This window comes from Streptomyces sp. (genome assembly GCF_035563135.1).
Classification (GTDB): domain Bacteria; phylum Actinomycetota; class Actinomycetes; order Streptomycetales; family Streptomycetaceae; genus Streptomyces.
Genome location: NZ_DATMVN010000117.1, coordinates 1 through 2260, shown reverse-complemented (window position 1 = coordinate 2260; position 2260 = coordinate 1). Strand labels below are relative to the sequence as shown.

3 protein-coding genes are annotated in these 2260 nt (G+C 77.2%); 2 read left to right on the top strand and 1 reads right to left on the bottom strand.

The genetic code is table 11. From position 1 onward, the window contains the following. Window positions 1-415: MOSC domain-containing protein (locus tag VN520_RS05215; RefSeq protein WP_325745649.1), on the top strand; the 415-nt coding region annotated here is incomplete at its 5' end. Window positions 416-478: 63 nt separating this feature from the next. Here VN520_RS05215 and VN520_RS05210 read toward each other — a convergent pair. Further along, window positions 479-1051 carry a DoxX family protein gene (locus tag VN520_RS05210; RefSeq protein ID WP_325745648.1) on the bottom strand — a complete coding sequence of 191 codons (573 nt, stop codon included), beginning with the start codon at window positions 1049-1051 and terminating at the stop codon, window positions 479-481. Window positions 1052-1191: 140 nt separating this feature from the next. Between VN520_RS05210 and VN520_RS05205 the strand changes: the two genes are divergently transcribed. Further along, window positions 1192-2160 carry an aminoglycoside phosphotransferase family protein gene (locus VN520_RS05205; protein WP_325745647.1) on the top strand — a complete coding sequence of 323 codons (969 nt, stop codon included), beginning with the start codon at window positions 1192-1194 and terminating at the stop codon, window positions 2158-2160. Window positions 2161-2260 lie beyond the last annotated feature (100 nt).

Sequence of the window (2260 nt, the reverse complement as noted above, 5' to 3'; positions counted from 1 at the left end):
GATGCGGCTGCTCGAGGTCGCGCGGGCCCGCGCCGGACGCGGCCTGGAGGGGGACCGCTACGCCGCAGGAGCCGGCACGTTCACGCCCCGGGCCGGACGGCGCCCCGGCTACGACCTGACCTTGATCGCCGCCGAGGTCCTCGACGAGCTGGCCGCGGCCGGGCAGGCGCTGACCTTCGCCGGCACGCGGCGCAACGTCCTCACCCGCGGCATCGACGTCAACGCCCTGGTCGGACGGCGCTTCCGCATCGGGGACGTGCTCTGCGAGGGGCGCCGGCTGTGCGAGCCCTGCGTCCACCTCGACCGGCTCAGCGGACCGGGGATCCTGCGGCCGCTCATCCACCGCGGCGGGCTGCGGGCCGACGTCCTCACCGACGGGGAGATCCGCCTGGGAGCTCCGGTCCGCTCCGTCTGACCGCCGCCGACCGGGAGCGGCGCCGGTCCCGGTCGGGGAGCGGGACGGGAGGACGCCGTCCGGTCAGGCGCCCGCGGTGGTCGGGTCCCCCGCGGTGTCCTCCGGCGCGGTGTCCAGAGCGGCCTGGCCGGCAGCCGAGGTCACGGACGGGCGGCCGCGACGGGCGACCGCCATGGTGAGGAAGGACGTGGCCACCCCGGTGGCCAGCGCACCGAGCGCCCAGGCCGGGCCCGTCCGCTCGATGCCCAGCGCGCGGTCCAGGGACAGGTCACCGGGACCGGTCTCGACCAGCGCCGTCACCGCACCGATGAGGACGGCGTTGTACTCCCACCCGCCGTTGGCGTTCCACGGGCCGTTGGCCAGGTGCACCTTGCGGATCGCGGTCGTCATCACGCCGGTCAGCGCGGAGGCGGCGAGCGGAGTGGCCAGCCCGGCGGCCAGCAGCGCCCCGCCGGCGGTCTCGGTGGCACCGGCCAGCGCGGCGTGCACCTTCGCCGGCCGCATCTCGAGCGCCTCCATCATGCCCTCGGTGCCAGCCCGCCCCGGGCCGCCGAACCAGCCGAAGAGCTTCTGCGTGCCGTGGCCGACGAACAGCCCGCCGACGAGGAGCCGCACTCCCAGACGTCCAACGCTCATGATCTCCTCCTCCAAGGGTCCGCACGCCAGGTGACCACGCCCGGGCCGGGTCGGCATCCCGGAGCCGGTGCCGGGTGCGGGCGGCCGGGCCGGGTCCTGGAGTGCTGCCTCCGACCTGCGGGTCGGAGGAGGGTGTCCGCATGTCGCCTCCGGACCGGCCGCCCCGGAGGACGGGGTGGCCGGAGCTGCCCGTCGCCGTCCGCCGAGCGGTCCGCGACGCCGTCGGGGCGTCGGTCGTGTCGGCCCAGTCGCCGCCGGGTGGGTTCACCCCCGGCGTCGCGGCCCGCCTGCTGCTGGCCGACGGACGGCGGTGCTTCCTGAAGGCCGCGTCGAGGTCCTCCGCCGACTGGGTGGTGGCGGCCTACCGCCACGAGGCCTCGGTCAACGTCCACCTGCCGCCCTCGGTGCCCGCGCCGCGCATGTGGACGCACCTCGACGACGGGGACTGGATCTGCCTGGTCTTCGACGACGTGGCCGGCCGCTTCCCGTCGCCGTCCTGGGACGACGGCGACCTGACCCGCGTCCTGGACGCCCTCGACCGCAGCGCCCGTGCCCTGACGCCCAACCCGGTGCCCGGAGCCGCTGCGGTCCGGGAGGCCTTCGCCGGTGTCCTCGGCGGCGCCTGGGAGCCGCTCCGGGAGCACCCCGCGCTCCCGGACGTCGACCCCTGGGCCGCCGCACACCTCCCGGACCTGATCGCCCGGGAGCCGCGCTGGGCCGACGGCACCGACGGGGACACGCTGCTCCACCTGGACCTGCGTCGGGACAACGTCCTGCTCACGCCGACCGAGGTCGCGCTCGTCGACTGGGCGTGGCCGGCCGTCGGGGCCGCCTGGCTGGACCTGGTGTGCTTCCTGCCCACCGTGGCCGCGGGGAGCACCCGCCACGACGTCGAGTCCGTCTTCGCGTCCCGCGCCGCGGCCCGTGCCGCACGCCCGGCAGCGGTCGACGCCTTCCTCGTCGCCCTCGCCGGCTACTGGCGGACCAACTCCCTGCTCCCCGCGCCCTCCTACGCACCCGCGCTGCGCGAGGAGCAGCGGCTCGCCGCCGACGGAGCCACCCGCTGGCTGCGGGCGCGGGCCGTCCGCTGGTCCTCCCCGGGCACCTGACCCGACGTCTCCGCACCGCTCCGGGCCGACTCCACCGACGGCCGTACCGCTGCCGCCGGTGCCGCCGGTGCCGCCGGTGCCGCCGTGGCGCCGGTGCCGC

Bases quoted from the DNA above. Each gene is read 5' to 3' on its own strand.
- VN520_RS05210 (WP_325745648.1), bottom strand. From the start codon at position 1,051: ATGAGCGTTGGACGTCTGGGAGTGCGGCTCCTCGTCGGCGGGCTGTTC.
- VN520_RS05205 (WP_325745647.1), top strand. From the start codon at position 1,192: ATGTCGCCTCCGGACCGGCCGCCCCGGAGGACGGGGTGGCCGGAGCTG.